12 protein-coding genes and 1 pseudogene are annotated in these 17,699 nt (G+C 66.1%); 6 read left to right on the forward strand and 7 right to left on the reverse strand.

Annotated elements, in window-relative coordinates:
• Positions 1 to 581: 581 nt before the first annotated feature.
• Entirely contained in the window at positions 582 to 1,364 is a 783-nt protein-coding gene (locus tag A5634_RS25765) for a PE-PPE domain-containing protein (protein ID WP_253861905.1), read from the forward strand.
• Positions 1,365 to 1,436: 72 nt separating this feature from the next.
• Here A5634_RS25765 and A5634_RS25770 read toward each other — a convergent pair whose 3' ends face one another.
• The 3 genes from A5634_RS25770 to A5634_RS25780 all read right to left on the reverse strand — a co-directional run bounded on the left by A5634_RS25770 (position 1,437) and on the right by A5634_RS25780 (position 3,624).
• Complete coding sequence (locus A5634_RS25770; RefSeq protein WP_065146864.1) at positions 1,437 to 2,573, reverse strand: cellulase family glycosylhydrolase; 1,137 nt, start codon at positions 2,571 to 2,573, stop codon at positions 1,437 to 1,439.
• 101 nt (positions 2,574 to 2,674) lie between these two features.
• Positions 2,675 to 3,256: a TM2 domain-containing protein gene (locus A5634_RS25775; protein WP_065146865.1), complete on the reverse strand. Its 582-nt coding sequence runs from the start codon at positions 3,254 to 3,256 to the stop codon at positions 2,675 to 2,677.
• Between the two features lie 8 nt (positions 3,257 to 3,264).
• Positions 3,265 to 3,624, reverse strand: a complete 360-nt coding sequence (locus A5634_RS25780; RefSeq protein WP_065146866.1) for a hypothetical protein — start codon at positions 3,622 to 3,624, stop codon at positions 3,265 to 3,267.
• A gap of 88 nt (positions 3,625 to 3,712) precedes the next feature.
• Here A5634_RS25780 and A5634_RS25785 point away from each other — a divergent pair, with 88 nt between their 5' ends.
• From A5634_RS25785 to A5634_RS25800, 4 genes and pseudogenes are all read left to right on the forward strand, one after another.
• Positions 3,713 to 4,984, forward strand: coding sequence for a sulfotransferase family protein (locus tag A5634_RS25785; RefSeq protein ID WP_253861907.1), 1,272 nt, complete (start codon positions 3,713 to 3,715; stop codon positions 4,982 to 4,984).
• A 65-nt stretch (positions 4,985 to 5,049) separates the two neighbouring features.
• A pseudogene (locus A5634_RS25790) lies at positions 5,050 to 6,247 on the forward strand (MBL fold metallo-hydrolase).
• Positions 6,244 to 6,711: a VOC family protein gene (locus A5634_RS25795; protein WP_065146868.1), complete on the forward strand. Its 468-nt coding sequence runs from the start codon at positions 6,244 to 6,246 to the stop codon at positions 6,709 to 6,711. Before A5634_RS25790 ends, A5634_RS25795 begins: the two are co-directional and overlap by 4 nt.
• A gap of 5 nt (positions 6,712 to 6,716) precedes the next feature.
• The gene (locus tag A5634_RS25800; RefSeq protein WP_065146869.1) at positions 6,717 to 7,688 is read left to right on the forward strand and encodes an LLM class flavin-dependent oxidoreductase; all 972 of its coding nucleotides are present in this window, start codon (positions 6,717 to 6,719) and stop codon (positions 7,686 to 7,688) included.
• An 11-nt stretch (positions 7,689 to 7,699) separates the two neighbouring features.
• Here A5634_RS25800 and A5634_RS25805 read toward each other — a convergent pair whose 3' ends face one another.
• A complete protein-coding gene (locus A5634_RS25805; protein ID WP_065146870.1) occupies positions 7,700 to 8,098 on the reverse strand; it encodes a hypothetical protein in 399 nt (132 codons plus the stop codon).
• Positions 8,099 to 8,276: 178 nt separating this feature from the next.
• Between A5634_RS25805 and A5634_RS25810 the strand changes: the two genes are divergently transcribed.
• Entirely contained in the window at positions 8,277 to 8,675 is a 399-nt protein-coding gene (locus A5634_RS25810; protein ID WP_155769737.1) for a DUF2237 family protein, read from the forward strand.
• On the opposite strand, the gene A5634_RS25815 is transcribed toward A5634_RS25810, so the two are convergent.
• The 3 genes from A5634_RS25815 to A5634_RS30065 are packed head-to-tail and all read right to left on the reverse strand — an operon-like array spanning position 8,676 to position 17,261.
• On the reverse strand, positions 8,676 to 9,998 hold the full coding sequence (locus A5634_RS25815) for a M1 family metallopeptidase (RefSeq protein WP_065146871.1): 1,323 nt from the start codon (positions 9,996 to 9,998) through the stop codon (positions 8,676 to 8,678).
• Positions 9,995 to 13,912 (reverse strand): Pls/PosA family non-ribosomal peptide synthetase, encoded by a 3,918-nt coding sequence (locus A5634_RS25820; RefSeq protein WP_065146872.1) that lies wholly within the window; start codon positions 13,910 to 13,912, stop codon positions 9,995 to 9,997. Before A5634_RS25820 ends, A5634_RS25815 begins: the two co-directional genes overlap by 4 nt.
• 40 nt (positions 13,913 to 13,952) lie before the next feature.
• Complete coding sequence (locus A5634_RS30065) at positions 13,953 to 17,261, reverse strand: PE family protein (protein ID WP_065146873.1); 3,309 nt, start codon at positions 17,259 to 17,261, stop codon at positions 13,953 to 13,955.
• Positions 17,262 to 17,699: the final 438 nt, after the last annotated feature.

The following is a 17,699-nucleotide window of genomic DNA, read 5'->3' on the forward strand; positions in this document are numbered from 1 at the left end:
CATCAGACGGCGACGCCCAGCAAGCCGGAACGGAGGTCGCCTGAAACACCCCGATCCACAGGTCTTGACAATTCCTCCGGGCAACATTCCTTCCGGCGATCCGGCCTACCGGCGCGAGCTGGACAAGAACGATGACGGCGATCGCGTGCGAGTCTCGTAACCGGTGACTGAGGTCCGCGCCACGCCCCTCGGTGGACACACTTTGGACACAAAGTTAGAGAATCTGGACTCAACCGCCTGAACTGAGCTGACATGATTCGGCAGCCAGATCCTCATTTCTGCCGCTGATCTGGTAGCTGAATAGGGTTCAAATCTCTCCGCCACCGCCATTTCTAGCCGCGAGCCGAACCTGGCTGCGATTTCGCGCCCCGAATCTCGCAGTGTGGTTCGGCTCGCGAGTGAGCGAGCGAGCGCGCGGCGTCGTTTGAATATCAATCGGGTAACCAGCCAACGATTTTTACGCGCGCGATGATATGTATTCGATTGCTGATTCTGCGATGTCGATTTGGGTGGGGCATTAGATGGCGCAGCTGACACGCTTACTGCTAGTGATTGCGTTGGCATTAACAATCATTAACGCCGTGACACCGTCTATTGCGAGGGCCGCCGACGAATCAGGTGCGGCGACCGTGTTTACGCTCAACCCGGCTTTCTTTCCGCTGCCTTCGGATTGGTTGCGCGGCGAGCTTTTTGCGGCGCCAAATGTCAAGGTCAAGGTTCCGTATACCAACCTGCCCAATGCGTACTTCGTCAACCAGGGCGCCGACACCCTGGATCGCATGCTGCATTCCACCCCGGGACGCAAGATCGTGCTCGGCCACAGCGAAGGTGCGCAGGTCGAAGACGATTGGCTACGCAGATTCGGTCCCACCAGCGATATCGATCCCGCCTCCGTGACATTCATTCTGACCGGCGATCCGGAGACCAAATTCAACGGTTGCACCCGCATTCCAAGCAGCGGGTGCAAGGCCGCCTACGGTGGAATCGGATTTCCGGCGGATACCCGGTACACGGTCAAAGTTATCGTGCGGCAATACGACTTTTGGGCCGATTGCCCCAACGATTTGTCGAACCCTTTCGCGCGATGGAACAGGTTCGCCGCCAACTTTGTCGGCGGCAGCGGCGAATTGCGCAGCGTGCACGGTGATTACAGCAGGCTCAGTCTGAACGATCCGGGGAACAAGACATTCGTCGAGGGCAACGCGACCTACATTCTGGGCGCGCCGGCCACCTATTACCTGCCGATGGTGACAGCGCGATTGGAGTTGCCCGAGCAGAAGAGAACCCGAGACCGCGAGTGGCGTCCGCAAGTCGAAGCCGGCTATCAGCGTCCGATGGGCGCCCCAGACCCGCCGGCATTTTGATCGCGAGCCGAACCTGGCTGCGGTTTCAAGCGCCGAATCTCGCAGCCAGGTGCGGCTCGCGAACATAAGGGACTAGTCCTGATTCTGCCCGCTGGCCAACTTCCGGATCGTCTGCATCTCGCCGTCCGCAAAGGGCCGCCCATCGGGTTGCAGTAGGTCGGCGAACCACTGTTTCGGCACCGTCGTCGCCGGGCGATCCCAGGTACTCCACGGAAAGTAGGTTTGGCTCTTTCCGGCTACCAGGCCCCAGTTCATCGCACCGATGTTGTGCCGCTTGGCAATTGGCAGAATTCCCGGGACGGTGCTGCCCAGCGAACGCGCCAGGTACTCGGTGCAGATGATCGGTCGTCCCAACGGCGTGAGTTCGGCGATCCGACCTTCGAACTCGCCGGGCGGGGCGTAGCTGTGGAAGGTGATCACGTCGGCGTTGTCGAGCTGGACGCTGGCAATCGCGCTGCGGCTCCCGGCATCGCCCCAATTCCCCTGCCAGACACCACTTGTCAGTGGTTGCACGGGATCGACAGCACGCGCCCACCGGAAGACCTGGGGGAGCAGTGCCGCGACGCGGTCCAGTTTGTCCTTGCGCTCGACCTTGCGATATTCCCGCGACGGGTTGTCGGGTTCGTTCCATAGATCCCAACCCAGGATGCGGTCGTCGTTGCGGAACTGGCTCAGTACGCCCGTGACATAGTCCTGCAGGAAGGGAAGGTAGCGGCGGTCATCGATGTGTTCGGCGCCCGGCCCCTGTACCCACCCGGAGTTGTGCACCCCCGGTCGCGGCGCCCGCTGCTGACCGAGTCGGGGGAACGGGTCCCAGCAGGAGTCGAACAGCACGAAAAGCGGCTTGATGCCGTGGCGTGCCGCGATGCCGACAAACTGTGCCAGGCGGGCTTGGAAGCCCGTCCGGTCTTGCACCCACAGCTGGTCATGCAGGAATACCCGCACGGTGTTGAATCCGTAGAAGCGGGCCGCGGCGAGTTCGTTGTCGATGCGCCGGGCGTCATAAGTCCCGGCCTGGAACATCTCCAGCTGGTTGATGGCCGTGGAGGTGATGTAGTTGACGCCGACGAGCCAGCCCTGGGCTTGATACCAGTTGTGCGCGCGGTCAGCGGGCCACCTGCCCGCCTCGGCGGAGGCGCGCGGGGTGCGGGTCAGTGCCGTGCCAACCGCCAATGCCAGCGGCAGCTTGAGAGCGGTTCGACGGTGCACGACGTGACGGTAAATTTTCGCCGCGCCGTGCCGGACGCGCCATACCGGCCCGCGACAATTTGAGGTTGGGAATTGTTATCCCGCTGTCACCGTCGGCGTCACTAGCGGAGCTTGCGACCGTAGTTGTCCGGGACGCTGCCGGAGAAGATCATGATCGCGTCAACCAGGGCCCACACGCCGACGCCGAGCAGTAGGAAAATGCCGACGCCGCACAGCACCGTGAGCACCACCCCGGCCAGGCCCAGGCACAACTGAATCACCGCGATCTGCGTCGACTCGAGATAGAACCGGCCGACACCGAACACACCGAAAAACAGCTGGAGTAAACCGGCCGTGGTTGCGGACTTGTCGGACAGCGGCATCCCCGTCGCGGGGTCGCGCCCAAACGGTGCTTCGGGATCGCCCGATCCCGGATAAGCGCCGTATGCATCGGGAGGGGTGGGGAGATAGCCCTGTTGTCCCGGGTAACCGGGTTGGCCTGGATACCCCGGCGGTTGGGGCGGATAACCCGGCGGTTGGGCCGGATAACCAGGCGGCGGGGGCGGATAGCCGGGCTGCGCTGGTGGTTCGTGCTTTGACAGGTTCGGCGGTGGGACCTGCGGATACTGCGAAGGTGGTTGGTATCCGTACGGTTGGTTCCACGGTTGTTCGCCGGGATTCCCGGGTTCGTTCGGTGTCGCCATTGCTCGACTTAACCACTAACTATCAGCGGAAGCGAGATCATGCCCGCCCCACCGGTCACCACCAGCACCCATCGGCCGTCCACCGGCAGGGTCACCTCGATCGGGAAGATGGCGAATCCCAGCTCAGCAGTGGTGGCCGCCTGGGGTAACTCGAATTCGATGTTGAGCGGTTCGTCGCCGCTCGGCGGCCTGATCTCGACTTCGATGCGCCGCTCCGGAGTGTCGTTCTCCGCTTGGGTGAGCACCACGAGCAGGAACTGGGCGAACCGGTCGGCCTCCACGGCGAATCTGAGCAGCACACCGCCCGAGACGTTGAGTTTGTTGTCTACCGCCGACGCGGCTTCGGCCAGGAAGGCCCCGACTATCACCCGGTGAAACTACCGCTCCGCACAGAGGTAACCCAATCGGATGCCTCGCTCGATATATTCGACGGCGTCAATGTCAGGAGGCCAAGGCGTGGATTCTGGTGGCTTGCCGAACGTCGGGGACCTTGACTTCGACGATCTCACGTCACCCCAGCTGACCGAGGTCCAGCAGCAGATCCTGAAATTCACCGAGTCCCGGCACGTCGAGTTCGATATCGACGCGATGATCGCCGAGGCGCGCGATCAGGCCGGCGTGCACGACCTCGACGACACCGACGGCTTCAGCGAGCGGTTGGCCGCGCACGTAGCCGCGATCGAGGCCGACGAGGGATTGCGTCAACTCACCCGATCGACCCTGCGCCGACGGGTGGTGCGGCTGCTGCGTAACCGGTTGTCACTGACCGAGCTGATCAAGCGGTATCCAGAGATCGAATCGATTCCCATCGAACGGCCCTTCATCGTCGTCGGGATGCCGCGGTCGGGCACCACGCATTTGGTGAATCTGATTGCCGCAGACCCGCGCCGGCGGGCCCTGCCGTACTGGGAGAGCCAGGATCCGCTACCGGCGCGCGGTGAGGGTCCCGACGCCTGCGGTGTGGATCCGCGATACACGCGGATCAAGCAGGAGCACGACGCGCTCATGGCGAGTGCTCCGGTGGTAGCGGCGATGCACGACCGCTTTCCGGAGGCCATTGAGGAAGAAGTCGAGATCCTCGACCTGGACCTGGCCTCCTACGTCCTGGAATGGCACGCACGGGTACCGGATTGGCGCGACTACTACCTGAAGCTGGACCAGTACCGGCACTACGGATATCTGCGTAAAGTTCTGCAGGCGTTGACATTTCTGCGTGGTCCACGCACCTGGGTATTGAAAAGTCCGCAGCACTGTGAGCAGCTTGGTCCCTTGATGGCGACGTTTCCCGACGCGACGGTGGCCTTCACCCACCGGGACCCGGTAGCGGTGATCCAGTCGGCGATCACCATGATGGCCTACTCGGATCGGCTGCGCCGCAACAGCATCGATCCCGATTGGCTGCTGGACTACTGGAGCGACCGGGTGCACAGACTGCTCAGCGCCTGCGTGCGCGACCGCGAGCTGGTCCCGGCCGAACGCAGCATCGACGTCAGTTTCCATCAACTCAACGGCAACGAAATGCCGGTCCTGGACGAGCTTTACCGGCGCGGTGACGTGGAACTGCCCGATCGGGTGCGCAACCGGTTCCAGCAGTACCTCGACGGCAATCCGCGCGGCAAGCACGGCCGAATCCGCTACGACCTGCAACGCCATTTCGCAATCTCGCCCGCGGAGTTGCGCGCGCGGTTCGACTTCTACTTCGACAGATTCGACGTGCGCCCCGAGTGAGGCCGGACGAGGGAGAAACAGTGACATCCGAACCGGTGTACCGACGGCGCCCAGGTGCCGACGCCATGCGTCCCGCCTGCGCCGAGCAGGCCGAACTGATAGCGCCGGGATTGTGGTGTTCGCCGGGCCTGTCAAACTCCTACCTGTTGACCACTGACGAGGGCCGCGTAATCGTCAACACCGGAATGGGTTTCGAAGGTCCGGTTCATCGCGCCAACTTCGACGCGGTCGACTCCGCCCCGGTGCGCTACATCATCTTCACCCAGGGCCATGTCGACCACGTGGGCGGCCTGGACAGCGTCCGCGACCCGGATACGACGGTTGTCGCGCAAGCGAATTGGAAGCTGTGGCGCGACGACAACCAACGGCTCATCCCGTACCGAGCCAGCCGCAGCGCATTCGCATTCAAGGACACCCTCGGTGCCGGCATTCAGGCGATCCAAGAGCGCCTCGGCACCAAACGGTTACCAGCGCAGAGCGTCCCCACCGTGGATGTCGACTTCGAGGACACCCTCGGTCTGCACGTCGGCGGTCGACGGTTGGAGCTGATTTCGGTGCCCGGTGGCGAGACCAGCGACTCGCTGGTGGTGTGGCTGCCCGATGAGCGAATCTGCCTGTGCGGAAACACCTTCGGGCCGGTATTCGGCCACATTCCCAATCTGGTCACGATGCGCGGTGACCGCTATCGGGATGCCCTGACCGCGATCGCGTCGATCGAACGGGTGCGCGAGCTGCAACCCGAACTTCTGGTGACCGGCCACTTCGAACCGATCTCCGGTGCCGCGCTTATCAACACCGAACTGACCAGGCTCCGCGACGCCATCGCCTATCTGCATGATCAGACCGTGGACGGGATGAACGACGGCAAAGATGTTCGGACCTTGATGCGCGACATCGTGCTGCCCGCGGAATACGAAGTGGGCCAAGGCTATGGAAAAGTCGCATGGGATGTGCGGGCCGTCTGGGAAAACTACTCCGGCTGGTTCCATCAACGTTCGACGACCGAACTCTACCCAGTCGGTTTCGAGGCCGTCGCCGCAGACGTGGTCGAACTTGCCGGCGACCGACGCACTCGTGGAACGGGCGCGAACCCACTTGGCCGCGGGCCGTGCGCTGGAAGCCATTCACCTAGCCGAATTGGTTCCGTCCGAGTATCCCGGGGTGCGTGACGTGCTGCGGCAAGCCCACCAGGATCTGTTGGCCGACAGTGTGAACTTCTGGGAAACCGCGTGGCTCAAACAACAGATTGCGAGCAACTCATGACCTTCGCGCTTCGCCCTGAGGACCTCTACCACACCGGCATCGTGGTGCCAGATCTAGAGGCGGCAATGGCCCGGCTGAGCTCGCTAGCCGGCTACCAGTGGATCGAGCCGATGAGTTACACGCTGCCTTTTCGCACCGCCGCCGGGGTCCGCGAACTGACACCAACATTGGTCTACTCGGTTCAGGAACCGTACCTCGAACTGGTGCAGCAGGTTCCGGATACCGTCTGGATGGCCGCGCCGGGCAACGCCGTTCACCACCTGGGTTACTTCAGCGACAATCTCGGCGAGTCGGGTCGGCTGTTGGAGGACAACGGCTTCGTCTTCGAAATGACCGCCGCGGTGCCCGGCTCGGAGTTGGCCATGTTCGCCTACTACGTGGATGCGGCCGGCACCCGCATCGAGATCGTCGACCGCGCGCTGTTCCCCGACTTCCCTGCGTTCATCCGATCGCAGGCCGGGTAGCGGGCATGCTGCTGACGGTACTGCGCTTCAACTTCGGCTCCCCGCAAGGCGATCCGCGAAAGCAGAGCGAATTGATCAATGCCGCACTCGAATTGGCGCAGTGGGGCGAAGGCAGGGGTATCACCACGGTAAGCGTCGACGAACACCACGCGACCGGGCACGGTTGGAGCTGTAATCCGATTATGGCCGCGTCGATGTTTCTGGCGCGCACGTCGACCATGATCGCCAGTGTGGACTGCGCGCTGGGTCCGCTGTGGAATCCCGTCCGTCTCGCAGAGGACATTGCGTTGGTGGACAACATGAGTCGCGGCCGGCTGCACACTACGGTCGGTCTGGGCTATCGCACCGTCGAATTCGATTCTCTCGGTGTCGATTTCAGTCGACGCGGCAGGCTGATGGACAGCCTGATCGAGCGCATGCTCTCGGTCTGGTCGGCCGCAGAAAACTGCGCCGGGACTTGGACCAGACCGCACCCGCCGCTGTATATCGGAGGCGGTTCACGCGCTACCGCGCGCCGTGCGGCGCGGTTCGGGTTGCCGCTGAGCCTCGCCGATTATCTACCCGATGTGGCCGACGAGTACCGCCGATTGTGCGAGACGGCGGGCACGAAGCCGTTTGTCATCATGCCCGGACCGGTCAACAGGGGAATGATCTACCTGCATGAGGATCCCGAGCGGGCGTGGGCCGAACTCGGTGGACACATTCTCTGGGAGGCCGTCACCTACGGCGGATGGTCGAGCGAGGAAAGATCCTTGATGCATTTGCCCGGAGTGCAAACACTCGAGGAGGTCAGGGCGTCGGGGCGCTACCGATTCGTGACGCCCGATGAGCTGATCGCCGAAGTCCGGTCCGCGCAGCAGGCCGGAGATTTCTACGGGCCGATCGTGCTGCACCCGTTTGTCGGCGGGATGCCGGTCGAGGAGGCATGGAAGTCGGTGCAGTTGCTCACCGACACCGTGGTGCCGGCGCTGGCCTGACAGGCCAGCGGCTAGAGCCCGAACGACGGCGGCTGGGCTGGCGGCGCGAACTCGCTCACCAGCACCGGGAGCGAGATCGCGCCAGTGCCACCGGTTACCACCATCACCCAGCGGCCGTCCGCAGGTAGGCGCAGCTGGAGCTCGAAGAAGGCGAACCCAGGGAACTCGGCGACGGAGGCTTCCGGCACCTCGAACTCCAACCGAATCGGGTCTTCGTCCGTCGGCGGTCTCATCTCGATCTTGAGTATCCGGTCGGAGTTTCCCGGCTCGGCCTGCGTCAACACCACCAGGATGAACCGCGCCGACCGATCCGGCCCGAGCGCAAATCGGGACAGCACCCCGCCGGACACGTTGAGTTTGTTATCGACGACGGCGGCCGCGTCGGCCAGGAATGCGCCCGTAAGTATCACGCCGCTGAACCTAGTCCATTCCCCGCGCCCGCGTTCCAGACTTGTAGATGCACACAGTTTCCGATCAGCACTATTGCTGCAGGCATCGTTTGGCAAGCCCAGGGGAACGCACCCGTGGCACTCAATTGGCAGGTCGCTAAAGCCAAACAATCGCCGTAGAAAGCGCAATACTAGGCGCATGCCTGATCGTCTGCCCGACCGCAACGTGCTGGGTGGCCCATTGGAGCCATGCGGCAACGAGCCAGTTACCGGCTTCTACCGCGACGGCTGCTGTTCCAGCGGGGACGAGGACCGCGGGCTGCACACCATCTGTGCCGTCGTGACCGCCGAGTTCCTCGAGCACCAGCGCTCAATCGGCAACGACCTGTCAACACCGGTCCCGGAGTACCGGTTTCCCGGGCTGCTTCCCGGTGATCGATGGTGTGTCACCGCGCTGAACTGGCTACGGGCCCACAACGACGGCTGCGCCGCTCCGGTAGTGCTGGCCGCTACTCATGAGCGCACTTTGGAAGTGGTGCCGCTGGAGGTGTTGCAGGCGCACAAAGTAGACGTGCCCGATGATCTGGCCAACTTGTAGTCACGGCACCTCAGTCGAATACAGCCACGCTGCCCACAATGGCCGCAACGACTCGTCGGTGTAGTTGGCGGCCAGTGCGGTGAAGTCATCGGTGACGGCGGTGGCGTGCCGGAACCGGGTAGTCCAATCCTTCAGCAGCGCAAAGAATTTCTCGTCACCGAGCTGCTCGCGTAGCGCGTGCAGGGTCAGCGCGCCGCGCTTGTACACCCGGTCGTCGAACATGTGGCGCGGCCCGGGATCGGTCAGCAGCAGATCCTGCGGCTTCTGGCGCAGCTCGTCGTGGTAGTGGCGAGCCAGCTCGTCCGCGCTGCGACCGCCACTGCGCTCGCACCACAACCACTCGGCGTAGCAGGCGAAGCCTTCATGCAACCAGATGTCGCGCCACTGGCGTGCGGTCACCGAGTTGCCGAACCACTGGTGTGCCAGTTCGTGGGCGATGAGCCGTTCACTCGCGCCGGTGCCATCGCAATGGTTGGCACCGAAGATCGAAATGCCTTGCGCTTCAAGTGGAATATCCAAAGCATCGTCGGTGACCACCACCGTGTACCCGTCGGCCAGCGGGTAAGGTCCGAATAGCTCGACGAACAACTCCATCATCTCGGGCTGCCGGGCGAAGTCGTGGTCGAAATCGTCCTTGAGGCGTTCGGGTAACGCCGCCCGGATCGCCACCGGCGTCCGGGCCAGTCGCGTCGTCTCGTACACACCGATCTGCAGCGTGATGAGGTAGGTGGACGTCGGCTCGGGTTGCTCGTAGGTCCACACCGTCTGCGAGGCACGCGTTCGGCGCGATACCAGTTCGCCGTTCGCGATCACCCGGTACGCGGATTCGGTGCTGATCTGAATCGCGAAGGCGGCCTTGGCGCTTGGATGGTCGTTGCAGGGAAACCAAGAGGCGGCACCATTGGGTTGGCCCGCAACCAGCGCGCCCTCGGTCAGTTCCTCAAAACCGACCTCCCCCCACAGTGTTCGGAGCGGTTTGGGCGTCCCGCCGTAGCGGATGACAATCGACATCGCGGCGCCGGCGGCCAACTTCGAGGTCAGTGCGATGTGCAACTTACCGCCGCGGCAGCCGAAGCGGGCTGCCCGCTTCCCGTTCACCGACACCTTCGACACCGAGAGGGCGGCCGATAGATCGAGAGTGAACTCTTGTAACTCGGCCGTCGTGACGGCGGTGATCGTGGCCGTTCCCGACAGCCGATTGATAGCCACCTTGTACTCGAGGTCGAGCTCGTAACGTGATACGGCATAACCGAAGTTGCCGTTCTGCGGCAGGTAGGGATCGATCACCCCGTTTTTCGGGGACTTCTTCGCCGGGGACTTCACGCCGCAGTGCCCTCGACCGCGGCGTCCTTGCGAGCCTTCTTCTTGCCCGTATTCTTGGCGGATTTGTCGGCCGATTTCCAGGGTCGGACCGGATTGCCTTGCCAGCGTGTCGATCCGGGCACTTCGTCCCCGCGTACCACCAGTGAAGCGGGGCCGACGGAGGCCCCGGCACCGAGCCGTGCGGCTGGCAGTGCAACACAGTGCGCACCGAGGGTGGCGCCGGGCTCCAGCACGACGCTGTCCATTCGCATGATCCGGTCGTGGAACAGATGCGTCTGCACCACGCAGCCGCGGTTCACCGTGCTACCTGCACCGAGTGTGACGAGATCCGCCTCTGGGAGCCAATAGGTTTCACACCAGGCGCCGCGCCCGATCGCGGCACCCAGCCCGCGCAACCACAGGTTCAGCACCGGTGTTCCGCTAGCGGCACGCGCAAACCACGGTGCCGCAACGGTTTCGATGAACGTGTCGGCAAGTTCGTTGCGCCACACGAAAGACGACCACAGCGGGTACTCGTTGGCCTTGATCCGGCCGACCAGCACCCACTTGGCGGCGACCGTCACCACCCCGGCCATCACACCCGCGACCAGCAACACCAGGCCGCCGGCCAGGGTGGTCCAGCCGATGCCGAATCTTGTTGCCAGCGCCTGCAATATACCCAGTATCGCCAAGCCGAGTGCAACGGACACGAAGACCGGCAGCAGGCGACAGATTTCGACGGCGCCACGCATCACCTTCAACCGCGTCGGCGGGTCGAACGTCGTCTCCTCATCCGCCGCAGCCGGGCGTCGTCGCAACCGCATCGGCGGGCTGCCCAGCCAGGACGAACCGCGCTTGGCCTTCGGCGGTGTCGCCGACAGCACCGCGACCAGTCCGTCGTCCGGGACCCGCCGGCCGGGCTGAGTGATACCGGAATTGCCGAGGAATGCGCGCCGGCCGACCGTGGTCTCCGCGGCGTAGATCCAACCCCCGCCCAGCTCGTAGGAGGCGACCATGGTGTCGTCGGCCAAAAACGCCCCGTCTTCGATGACGGCGAACTTGGGGGTGAGCAGCACGGTGGAAATCTCGGTGCCGCGGCCCACCCGGGTACCCAGCAGGCGCAGCCAGATGGGGGTTAGCAGACTTGCATACAGCGGGAACAGATAGTTGCGCGCGGCGTCCATCAACCGTTCGGTGGTCCACAGCTGCCAGCCGACGCGGCTGCGAACCGGGTGATAACCCGCCCGCAGGCCGATTGATAGCAGTCGTACCCCCACCAGGGTCGCCAAGGCATAGGTGGCAATCCCAGCCAGTGCCGCGACGGGCGTCCACAGCAATGCGGGCAGAACGGCCTGCGAGAGGCTGCGGGTGTGGTGGACCGCCATGCCGATGATGGCGAGCCCAGCCACCACCGCGAGCAGCGGCAACCCGGCCAGCAACAAGGAAGTGATCCCGTAGCCGGCCACCCAGTGCGACCGGCGCGCCGGCCGTTCGTCCGGCCACGGGTGATTGACCCGGCCGGACTTGGCCGCCGGCGAACCCTTCCAGTATTGGCCGTTCTTGATCTTGTCGATCACACCCGAACCCGGCGCGACGTCCGCGTTCTTTCCGACGACGGCACCGGGCAACAGGGTGGTGCGGGCTCCGATTGTCGCGTCGTCCCCGATGGTGATGGCGCCTAAATGGAACAGGTCGCCGTCGACCCAATGTCCGCGCAGGTCGACTTCCGGTTCGATCGCGCTGCGTTGACCGACCGCCAGCAGCCCGGTCACCGGGGGCACCGAGTGCAGGTCGACGCCCTTGCCGATGTCGGCTCCGAGCGCTCGGGCGTAATAGACCAGCCACGGTGCACCGGCCAGATTCTCCGCACCGCTGGCCGCTGCGAGGCGCTCGGCGAACCACACCCGTAGGTGCACCGAGCCGCCGCGCGGATAACTGCCTGGCTTGACGTTGAACAGCAGCAGACGAGCGAAGAGCACGGCGATGCCCATCCGGCCCACCGGCGTGACGAACACGACGAAGGCAACCGCCACCAGCCACCAGTTGACCGCGACCGTCCAAGAGACCACGTGCATTCCACGAGCGATGTTGTTCCCCAACGCAAGCCAGGTAATCCACTGCAGCGCGGCCAATGTCGCCAGCGGCACCATCAACACGGTCTGGGCGAGTTGGGTGCGCATCGGCGTTGGTCGCACCACCCGCTCGGTCACTTGCGGTGGTGGGTCGAGGTCGTCGAGGAATCCGGCGAGGGAACCCAGCCGCGGGTGGTCATAGAGATCGGCGACGGTGATCTGCGGATACTTCCGCCGCAGCGTGGCGACCAGTTGTGCGGCGGCCAGCGAACCGCCGCCGAGCGCGAAGAAGTCGGCCCCGGCACCTGTCACCGGGGTGCCGAGCAGATCTCGCCACAGCCCGGCCAACCACCCGGCGGTGCCTGCGAGCTCCGGTGTCTCCTCGGTGTCTTGGCCCGGGGGCGGCCACGGCAACGCGTCCCGGTCGACTTTGCCGGACGTCCGGGTGGGCAGCTCTTCGATTCGCACCAGGCGCGGTACCAGGGCGGCAGGCAGGTGTTGGGCAAGTTCGTTGCGCGCCTTGGCGATATCGAAACACGGGTCCGCGCTGACGACATAGCCGACCAACACCGCTGTTCCGGTGGCGGTGTGCCGGACCGCGGCAGCGCCACCGCTGACCCCGGCGAGGTTGACCAGCGCGGAGTCCACTTCACCGAGTTCGATGCGGCGACCCCCGACCTTGACCTGGTCGTCGCTGCGGCCGCAAAAGTAGAGTCCGTCGCGTTCCAGCCGCACCAGGTCCCCGCTGCGGTACGCCCGGTTCCACCCCAAAGCCGGCATTGGGGCGTACTTCTCGGCATCCTTACCCGTATCGAGGTAGCGGGCCAGTCCCACGCCGCCGATCACCAATTCGCCGGTACCGCCGTAATCGACCTGGTCACCGTCGCCGTCAACGACGGCCAGGTCCCATCCCGCCAACGGAAGTCCGATGCTGATCGGCCCGGCGCCGTCAAGTCGCGCGGCGCACGCGACCACGGTGGCCTCGGTGGGACCGTAGGTGTTCCACACCTCGCGACCGTCTACGGCGAGTCGCTCGGCCAATTCAGGTGGGCACGCTTCGCCACCGAAGATCAACAGCCGCACCGCTTCCAGCGCCTCAGCGGGCCACAGGGCGGCCAGCGAGGGCACCGTCGAGACCACGGTCACGTCGCGGGTGACCAACCACGGCCCAAGGTCCATCCCGCTGCGCACCAGCGATCGCGGTGCGGGAACCAGGCATGCACCGTGGCGCCACGCCAACCACATCTCCTCACACGACGCGTCGAATGCCACCGACAACCCGCCCAGCACCCGGTCGCCAGGCCCAATTGGGTTGTCCCGCAAGAACATCTGGGCTTCGGCGTCGACGAACGCGGCAGCACTGCGATGGGTGACCGCCACGCCCTTCGGGGTGCCGGTCGATCCGGACGTGAAGATGATCCACGCATCGTCGCGAGGCGTTGGCGCGCCCGCCAGCCAGCCACGCGAGGCGCCTTGGGTTCGGATGATGCCCTGATCGGTAATGACCGCAACGACATTGGCCTCGCCGAACACCAACTCGGCGCGTTCGTCGGGGTCGTCGGCGTCAACCGGCACATAAGCCGCCCCGGCGGTCAGTACCGACAGGATCGCCATGTACAACGAGTAACTGCCCGAGGGCATCCGAATGCCGATCCGGTCGCCGCGCCCGATGCCTCGGGCGGCCAGCCAGTCGACGCTGTCGGTCATGTCTTCGATCAGCTCGCTGTAGGTGAGCTGTACTTCGCCGTCGTCGATCGCTGCGGCGTCCGGGTAGCGCGCGGCGGTTTCTTTGATGATGTCGATGAGGGTGCGCGGGCTCGGTGCGTCAGCCGACAGTAGGTACTGCGCGGGGATCTCGGGCACCCAAGAACCCTACCCAGGAGCCCGGAGCTTCAGCGCTTGATCAGGGGGTGCCCGGATTACCGTTGGAACCGCCAGGACCGCCGGCGCCTCCAGCGCCGCCCAGCCCGCCCGTGGCGGTTCCGACATCTACCGTTGCCCAACCGCCGTTGCCGCCGTCGCCGCCGTCACTCAAGATCCCTGTCGCGGCGCCGCCGTCACCACCCTTCCCGCCGATGCCGGTGGCGGGATCGGTAGCAAGGTCGTTCAAAATTTCCGCGAAACCCCCGTTGCCGCCTCGACCGCCACCAATAGCGCCGGTCCCACCGAGGCCGCCGTCGCCACCGGTGGCGGTAGCCGATGAATCCTGCGCCCAGATGGCGGCGTTTCCGCCGTGGCCGCCACCCCCGCCCACACCGGCGGCGCCGGTTCCGCCGATACCGCCGGCACCACCAGTCGCATCTCCGCTGCCGTTGGCGAACGCGTCACCACCGGCGCCACCGAAACCGCCCGTGACGCCGCTACCGCCGGCGCCGCCGACCGCGCCGATAGCGTTTCCGGCACCTTCGTTTGAGGCATAGCCGCCTTGGCCGCCGTTTCCGCCGGCGCCGTTGGTGCCGCCGGCTCCGCCGGCTCCGGCGCGGCCACCGACAGCGTCGCGCGCGTCGCCGTTGCTGCCGATCGCCGCGCTGCCGCCGCGCCCACCGTCGCCGCCACTACCCGTGCTACCCCCGCTGGTGCCGTCCGCACCGCTCCCGGCGATCGCATTTCCAGTTCCAAAGTTGAAGGCGTCGCCGCCAGCACCGCCGGCACCGCCGCCCGCGCCACCGACGCCGCCGAGTCCGCCGTCGCGGCCGATGGCGTCGCCAGATCCGTTGGTGTACGCGGCACCGCCCTCGCCGCCGCGACCACCGACGCCGTTGGTGCCGCCCGTTCCGGCCGTGCCACCGACCGCACCGACCGCGTCCCGCGTGTCAGAGCTGTTTGCCAGAGCCGTTCCTCCGCCGCGTCCGCCAGCCCCCCCGTCGCCAGTGGTGCCGTCGCCGCCCGCGCCGCCAGCCGTGGCAGTGACGGTGCCGGTTCCCTCTGTTTGAGCCGTTCCGCCGCTCCCGCCGTCCCCGCCACTGGTGCCACCCGCACCCGCACCGGCGCGCCCGCCAATGGCGGACCCGGTCGAGTCGGGATTGCTGATAAGCGCACTGCCGGCCCATCCGCCGTGGCCGCCGGTGCCGGTGGTGCCGCCGCTGGTGCCGTCCGCGCCGTCGCCACCGATGGCGTTTCCGGTTCCGCTGTTCTCCGCCCAACCTCCTTCGCCGCCGTCCCCACCGCCCGCCTCGCCGGTACCTCCTCGCCCGCCGTCTCCGCTGATGGCGTCTCCGGCGCCGCGGGCTTCCGCGTAGCCGCCCTCGCCGCCGCGGCCGCCGAAGCCGGTAGTGCCGTCGCCGCCGGTGCCGCCGTCACCTCCGGTAGCTGTTCCATTTCCAAGAGTGCTGGCCCCACCACCACGGCCGCCCCAGCCGCCGCTGGTGCCCGTGCCGCCGTTGCCGCCGCGGCCGCCCGTGGCGTCACCCGCGGAGTCGACGTTGTAGATCTCCGCAGTACCGCCGCGTCCGCCCTCCCAGCCGTTGCCGGTGCCACTGGTACTGCCGGCATCACCGCCCTTGCCGCCGATTGCGTTTCCGAGGCCGTAGTTGAACGCATCGCCACCATCTGCGCCGTAACCGCCGTCCGTGACGCCTACGGCACCGACGCCGCCGGCGCCGCCGGATGCGGTGGCTGTCGAAGTCGCGTTGTTCACTGTCCCGGTACCCCCACGCCCGCCCTGACCGCCTTGTAAGGTGCCGGCGCCACCGGTTCCGCCCGCTCCGCCGGTTGCTGATCCGGTTCCGTTGCTGGTTGCGCTGCCGCCCTCGCCGCCGAATCCGCCGTAACCGTTGTTGCCCACGCCGCCCGTTCCACCGGCCCCGCCGACAGCGCTGCCGGTGGGCGATTCACCCGGCGTACCGCCGTTCCCGCCCCAGCCGCCGTGCGCGCCGTAACCCCCGGTTCCGCCCGTTCCGCCGGTGCCGGCGTTGCCGAAACTGCCGCCACTGCCACCCGTGCCCGCAATGCCGGCGTTACCGCCGGTGCCGCCGGTGCCACCCTGACCGCCGATGCCGCTAGCGGCATCTCCGACGCCGCCCTGGCCACCGGTCCCGCCGGTGCCACCTGCTCCGCCGCTGCCATTGGTGCCCCCGTTACCTGCACCACCGGTCCCGCCGACGCCACCGTTGCCACCAGAGGTGCCCCCGCCGCCATTGGTACCGGCTACGCCCTGGGTGCCGTTCCCGCCCGTGCCGCCTGCGCCGCCGGTGCCCCCGGTTCCCGCGACGCCTGCGCTGCCGCCGGTCCCGGCAGTGCCACCGAATCCGGCGTCTCCGCCGGTACCCCCTTTGCCGCCGATACCAGCGCCCGAACCAGCATCATCTGCACCCGTGCCGCCGGTACCACCCGCACCACCAATGCCACCGGCCCCGCCGTCGCCGCCGATGCCGTGGGCGCCCGCGCCACCGCCCAGCAAGCCCGAGGATCCGCCGGCGCCGCCCTCGCCGCCCTGACCACCAGTGCCCCCCGCTCCGCCGGTGCCGCCAATGCCACCGGCGCCGGCGTTGAGCACCGCGGACCCGGCCGTACCGACCGCGCCGGCTCCGCCGGTCCCACCGACACCGCCCAAGCCCCCAGCTCCGCCCGCACCGCCGGCTCCCCAGAGCCACCCGCCGTTGCCGCCGGCACCGCCGTTGCCGCCGTTGCCGCCAGCGCCGCCCTTCGCTCCCTCCAGGCCCAACGAGCCCATCACTCCCGTGCCACCGACGCCGCCTCGGCCGCCGTTGCCGAACAGGCCGGCGTCCCCGCCGCGACCGCCGACCTGGCCCGCGGCCCCTGACCCGCCGGCACCGCCGTTGCCCCACAACAGTCCGCCCGCCCCGCCGGCCTGTCCGGTCCCTGCGGCCCCGTCGGTGCCGTGACCGATCAGCGGACGTCCCAGCAGCATCTGGGTCGGGGCGTTGATCGTCCCCCAGATTGCCTGCTCAAGGGCTTGCAGCGGCGAGGCATTGGCCGCTTCGGCCATCGCGTAGGCGCCACCCGCACCGGTCAACGCCCGCTGAAATTGCGCCTGAAACGCCGCTGCCTGCAGACTCAGCGTCTGGTACTGGCGTCCGTGCGCGTCGAACACCGCCGCAATTGCCGCCGATACCTCGTCCCCGGCCGCGGCGACCACCTGCGTCGTCGCCGTAGCCGCAGCTCGGTTTGCTGTGTTGAGTGCCGAGCCAATCTGAGCCAGGTCCGCGGCGGTAGCGGTCAGAATTTCCGGCGATGCGAAGACATAGGACATTGCGCTACTCCCACAATTGAGGACAACCACACCAGGCAGATACTCGCCGGCAGATCGTATCGCCGCATTTACGGCGACAGAATGGTTTATGGCATTTCGACTGAAAAAGTTGGAGAGTGCGTTTCTACGACTGATTACGTCGATGTCCGGATGCTCTGCCGTTAGCTGCAAGTCGGTGCGCTACAGATACTTTGGCACGCTGGGGATTGGTAGGAGCAGCATAGGGGGTTTCTGTGGAAATCCGGTGAGAATCGTTAGCTCGCATTTCTGCGACGTTCGTCTCGGAACCGCGCTGGTAAGCGCCCGGGCATTTCTTGCATTCAGTAGTTCAGGCTTGGGCTGAGCGCTAAATTAAGGCAGCTGTGCCATCGTCCCGATCGGATAAACACAAATTAGGGTCTTTATAACGAGCATTCGGTGACGTACGATGCTTCGTTT

Source organism: Mycobacterium asiaticum (assembly GCF_001673365.1).
In the GTDB taxonomy this organism is placed as follows: domain Bacteria; phylum Actinomycetota; class Actinomycetes; order Mycobacteriales; family Mycobacteriaceae; genus Mycobacterium; species Mycobacterium asiaticum_A.